Here is a 5,141-nt window from a genome sequence, read left to right on the forward strand (position 1 = left end):
CTCCGGACAATCCGGTAACGTAACGGCGAACGCGATGTGGATTGGTGTTATTAGCCTGTTTCCAGAGATGTTTCGCGCTATTACCGAGTACGGGGTAACTGGCCGGGCAGTAAAAAATGGCCTGCTCAACATTCAAAGCTGGAGTCCTCGTGACTTCACGCACGACCGGCACCGTACCGTGGATGATCGTCCTTACGGCGGCGGACCGGGAATGTTGATGATGGTGCAACCCTTACGGGACGCCATCTCCGCAGCGAAAGCGGCGGCGGGAGAAGGTGCTAAGGTGATTTATCTTTCACCTCAGGGGCGCAAACTGGACCAACAGGGCGTTTGCGAACTGGCGACCAACCAGAAGTTGATTCTGGTGTGCGGTCGCTACGAAGGGATAGATGAGCGTGTGATTCACACTGAAATTGATGAAGAATGGTCAATTGGTGATTACGTACTCAGTGGCGGTGAGCTGCCAGCAATGACGTTAATCGACTCAGTCGCCCGGTTTATTCCCGGCGTGTTGGGGAAACAAGCGTCAGCCGATGAGGATTCGTTCTCGGATGGTTTGCTGGATTGCCCGCACTACACCCGACCTGAAGTGTTAGAAGGGATGGAGGTTCCGCCAGTGTTACTGTCGGGCAACCATGCCGATATTCGCCGCTGGCGCCTGAAACAGTCGTTAGGCCGTACCTGGCTAAGAAGACCTGAACTTCTGGAAAACCTGGCTCTGACTGAAGAGCAAGCACGGTTGCTAAATGAGTTCCAACGGGAACATCAGCAGCAACAAAACGATGAGGCGGGAGAGTAATCTTCCCTCACTATCAGTTTACCCAGGATAAGAGATTTAATTATGAGCAACATTATCAAGCAACTTGAACAAGAGCAGATGAAGCAGGACGTACCTTCATTCCGTCCGGGTGATTCCGTGGAAGTGAAAGTATGGGTCGTAGAAGGTTCTAAGAAGCGTCTGCAGGCATTCGAGGGCGTGGTTATCGCTATTCGTAACCGCGGTCTGCATTCTGCATTCACTGTTCGCAAAATTTCTAACGGCGAAGGTGTTGAGCGTGTCTTCCAGACTCACTCTCCAGTAATTGACAGCATTGCTGTTAAACGTCGTGGTGCTGTGCGTAAAGCCAAACTGTACTACCTGCGTGAGCGTACCGGTAAGTCAGCTCGTATCAAAGAGCGTCTTGGCGCGTAAGCGACTTCTCAAAGTTAATAGCAAACAAGGGGTTGGCCTAAGGGCCAGCCCCTTTTTTTATGGACTTTTTAATGGGTAGATTACGGTATTGACAGTTCCACACCTCATGCTCACTTGCAGATAAAAGGGCCTATGAAGGCCATCAGAATACCCACCACCCTATTCCTGAAAATTATCTAATAACAGGGATTTAGCGCGGCGACTTTCAAAAATCATATTCAAAGCAAGCTTGGTGTAATTTAAAGTTTACATTTAACTTGTTATCTTAATTTATATAAATTGATGAATTTAAATGTTTTATTTGTATTTTGTTGGCTATTTTTTATTGATGGTAATAAAAGTGTACATGTATGGATTGCATGATTTACATGCTGTGGTAAAGTAAGCGCCATCCTCAGTGAGGATCCCAAACCGCATAAACGAGTAAAAAGGATCGCTATCATGCAAAAAGACGCGCTGAACAATGTGCATATCGCCGACGAACAAATTCTGATCACTCCGCAAGAGCTGAAAGCTAAATTCCCGCTCACTGCGGCGCAGGAAGCGCAAATCGCGTCTTCTCGCCAAACTATCGCCGACATTATTGCGGGCCGCGATCCGCGCCTGTTGGTGGTTTGTGGTCCTTGTTCGATTCACGATACCGAAGCGGCACTTGAATACGCTCGTCAGTTGCAATCTATCTCTGAACAGTTGAAGGATCAGCTGTACATCGTTATGCGCGTTTATTTTGAAAAACCTCGTACCACCGTCGGCTGGAAGGGGTTAATCAACGATCCTTACATGAACAACTCGTTTGATATGGAAGCGGGTCTGCACATCGCGCGTCAGTTGCTAGTCAATCTGGTGGAAATGGGCTTGCCGCTGGCCACCGAAGCGCTGGATCCAAACAGCCCGCAATACCTTGGCGATCTGTTTAGCTGGTCAGCAATCGGTGCGCGTACCACCGAATCACAAACCCACCGCGAAATGGCTTCTGGTCTTTCCATGCCGGTTGGCTTCAAGAACGGCACTGATGGCAGCCTCGGCACCGCAATCAATGCGATGCGCGCCGCAGCGATGCCTCACCGTTTTGTCGGCATCAATCAGGCGGGGCAGGTTTGCCTGCTGCAAACCCAAGGCAATCCAGATGGACACGTGATTCTGCGCGGTGGCAAAGCGCCAAACTACGGCCCGGAAGATGTCGCGCAATGTGAAAAAGAGATGCTGAAAGCGGGACTGCGTCCGGCCTTAATGATAGATTGCAGCCATGGTAATTCTAACAAAGACTATCGTCGTCAGCCTGGCGTAGCCGAATCGGCTATTGCGCAGATTAAAGATGGAAACCGCTCCATCATTGGCCTGATGTTGGAAAGCAACATTCATGAAGGCAACCAGTCTTCTGAACAGCCACGTAGCGAAATGAAATACGGTGTCTCCGTGACCGATGCTTGCATCAACTGGGAAACCACCGAAACCTTGCTGCGTGAAATCCATCAGGATCTGCAGGGAGTGCTGTCGGCGCGTCTGTCACACGAGGTGTAATGAGTCATGGTGGCTGAACTGACCGCGCTACGCGATCAAATAGATGAAGTAGATAAAGCACTGCTTGGGTTACTGGCGAAAAGATTGGAGCTGGTAGCCGAAGTGGGGGAAGTGAAAAGCCGCTACGGTTTGCCGATTTATGTGCCTGAACGTGAGGCCAGCATGCTGGCTTCACGTCGCCAGGAAGCGGAAGCGCTTGGCGTTTCACCAGATTTAATCGAAGATGTGCTGCGTCGTTTAATGCGTGAATCTTACGCACATGAAAACGATAAAGGCTTCAAGACGCTTTGCCCAACCTTGCGCCCGGTAGTAATTGTCGGTGGTAGCGGGCAGATGGGACGTTTGTTTGAAAAGATGCTCACGCTGTCAGGTTATCAAGTCCGCATTCTGGATAAAGGCGACTGGGATCGCTCCGATGAACTGCTGAAAGATGCTGGCATGGTAATCATCAGCGTGCCGATCCATCTGACTGAGCAGATCATCGGCGAGCTACCAAAGCTGCCGGATGATTGTATCCTGGTTGATTTGGCATCCGTCAAGAATCGCCCGTTGCAAGCGATGCTGGCTGCGCATACAGGACCGGTTTTGGGTCTGCACCCGATGTTTGGGCCGGATAGCGGCAGCCTGGCGAAGCAGGTTGTGGTTTGGTGTGATGGCCGACAGCCAGAAGCCTATCAGTGGTTCCTTGAGCAGATTCAGGTTTGGGGCGCGCGTTTGCATCGCATCAGCGCGGTTGAGCACGACCAGAACATGGCCTTTATTCAGGCTCTGCGTCACTTTGCCACCTTTGCCTATGGTCTGCATCTGGCGGAAGAGAACGTCAATCTGGATCAGCTGTTGGCGTTGTCGTCACCCATTTATCGCCTCGAACTGGCGATGGTTGGGCGACTGTTTGCGCAGGATCCTCAGCTTTATGCTGACATCATCATGTCATCTGAGAGCAATTTGGCGTTGATTAAACGTTATTATCAACGTTTTGGTGATGCGATTAAGTTGCTGGAGCAGGGCGATAAGCAGGCGTTCATTGATAGTTTTGAGCGCGTCGAACATTGGTTCGGTGATTACGCGAAACGCTTCCTGTTAGAAAGCAGAAGCATGCTGCGCTCGGCCAACGACAGTCGGCAATAAATAGAAAGGCATCCGTGAGGATGCCTTTTTTGCTTACAGGCGCGGTTCGACTGGCACCACATTCTCGCCTGGATAGCAGCCGAGCACTTTCAACGAACGGGTTAAGCCGCTGAGTTCTGCCAACGCCAACTGCATATTTTCGGATTGCAGATTGCCCTGCACATCAATGTAAAACATCTCTTCCCACGGATTGCCGTTGATTGGGCGGTTTTCCAGTTTGCTCATGATCAAATTGTGATTGCGCAATACCATCAGCGCTTCAACCAGTGCGCCCGCTTGCTGGCCGGTTGCCATGATCAATGTGGTTTTAGCCGGGACCTGAGTGGAAACTTCAATCGCTTTACGCGCCAGCACAATAAAGCGCGTGTGGTTCTGCTGCTGATTCGCCAGATTACGTTCCAACACCTGCAATCCATATAGCTCACCGCCCGCTTCACTGCCCAAGGCGGCCACTTTTGGAGAATTCATCGCGGCTACTTTTTCCATCGCCGCCGCAGTGCTTTCGGTGTACTCAATTTTCCATTGCGGGAAGCGATTGATGAATTGGCTGCATTGCTGGAAAGGTTGTGGATGGCTGTATACCGTTTCAATTTGTTGGAGATCGGTACTGCCATTCACCAGGACACAATGTTCAATCGGAATGGTTAGCTCGCCGACAATCGAAAGCGTGGTTTGCTGCAGCAGATCGTAAACGTCATTGATTGAGCCGGAGCTGGTGTTTTCAATCGGCATGACTGCGTAATCCGCCTGGCCGCTTTCCACCTGATGAATAATGTCGTGGAATTTTAGGCAACCCATCTCAACCATAGAATCGAAATGACGCGTGGCATACTTGCGTGCGGCCAGATGTGAGTAAGAACCTTTCGGGCCGAGAAACGCAATGCGTGGTGCGTGCGCATGAGGATGATTGAGGTTCTTTTGCAATAGCGCTTGCTGAGTGAGCACCGAATCCTCAATCACCAACTGGAATAGACGCGTGATGTAATGCGCATCTAACTGGTGCTTTTTGCCCAATGAGATCAGATTTTCTAGCAGGGCACGTTCACGTTCAACGTCACGGATCGGGCGATGAGTAGCCAGTTTGGCTTGAGCGACTTCAACGGCCAGAGTGCGGCGCTCCGACAACAGCGTTAATAACTTTTCATCAACAGCGCTGATTTTATCGCGTAACGCCAGCAGCGGGTTTTCGGGATTCATAAGGCTCACCTGTAAAATGTCCAATAAAAAAGCCTCCCATTTGGGAGGCTTTGTTGTTCGTCTTCGCATTCATTTTCACATGACGAATCGCCTCCCAATCAGG

The 5,141-nt window shown here is 50.5% G+C and carries 5 protein-coding genes and 1 other annotated feature; of the genes, 4 read left to right on the top strand and 1 reads right to left on the bottom strand.

Going from position 1 to position 5,141, the window contains the following annotated elements:
* Positions 1-34: 34 nt before the first annotated feature.
* From trmD to tyrA, 4 genes are all read left to right on the top strand, one after another.
* Positions 35-799, top strand: a complete 765-nt coding sequence (gene trmD, locus ABDW13_RS23210) for a tRNA (guanosine(37)-N1)-methyltransferase TrmD (protein ID WP_049852675.1) — start codon at positions 35-37, stop codon at positions 797-799.
* 42 nt (positions 800-841) lie between these two features.
* Positions 842-1,192: a 50S ribosomal protein L19 gene (rplS, locus tag ABDW13_RS23215; protein ID WP_007893316.1), complete on the top strand. Its 351-nt coding sequence runs from the start codon at positions 842-844 to the stop codon at positions 1,190-1,192.
* Positions 1,193-1,633: 441 nt separating this feature from the next.
* Positions 1,634-2,713 (top strand): 3-deoxy-7-phosphoheptulonate synthase, encoded by a 1,080-nt coding sequence (locus tag ABDW13_RS23220; protein WP_343554861.1) that lies wholly within the window; start codon positions 1,634-1,636, stop codon positions 2,711-2,713.
* 6 nt (positions 2,714-2,719) lie between these two features.
* Entirely contained in the window at positions 2,720-3,841 is a 1,122-nt protein-coding gene (gene tyrA / locus ABDW13_RS23225) for a bifunctional chorismate mutase/prephenate dehydrogenase (RefSeq protein ID WP_343554862.1), read from the top strand.
* 33 nt (positions 3,842-3,874) lie between these two features.
* Here the strand turns inward: tyrA and pheA are convergent, their stop codons facing one another.
* Positions 3,875-5,038 (bottom strand): bifunctional chorismate mutase/prephenate dehydratase, encoded by a 1,164-nt coding sequence (gene pheA / locus ABDW13_RS23230; protein ID WP_343554863.1) that lies wholly within the window; start codon positions 5,036-5,038, stop codon positions 3,875-3,877.
* 22 nt (positions 5,039-5,060) lie between these two features.
* Positions 5,061-5,141, bottom strand: a sequence feature (Phe leader region). This feature is flagged as partial in the annotation.

Origin of the sequence: Pantoea sp. (assembly GCF_039594315.1) — a bacterium.
Classification (GTDB): Bacteria; Pseudomonadota; Gammaproteobacteria; order Enterobacterales; family Enterobacteriaceae; genus Pantoea.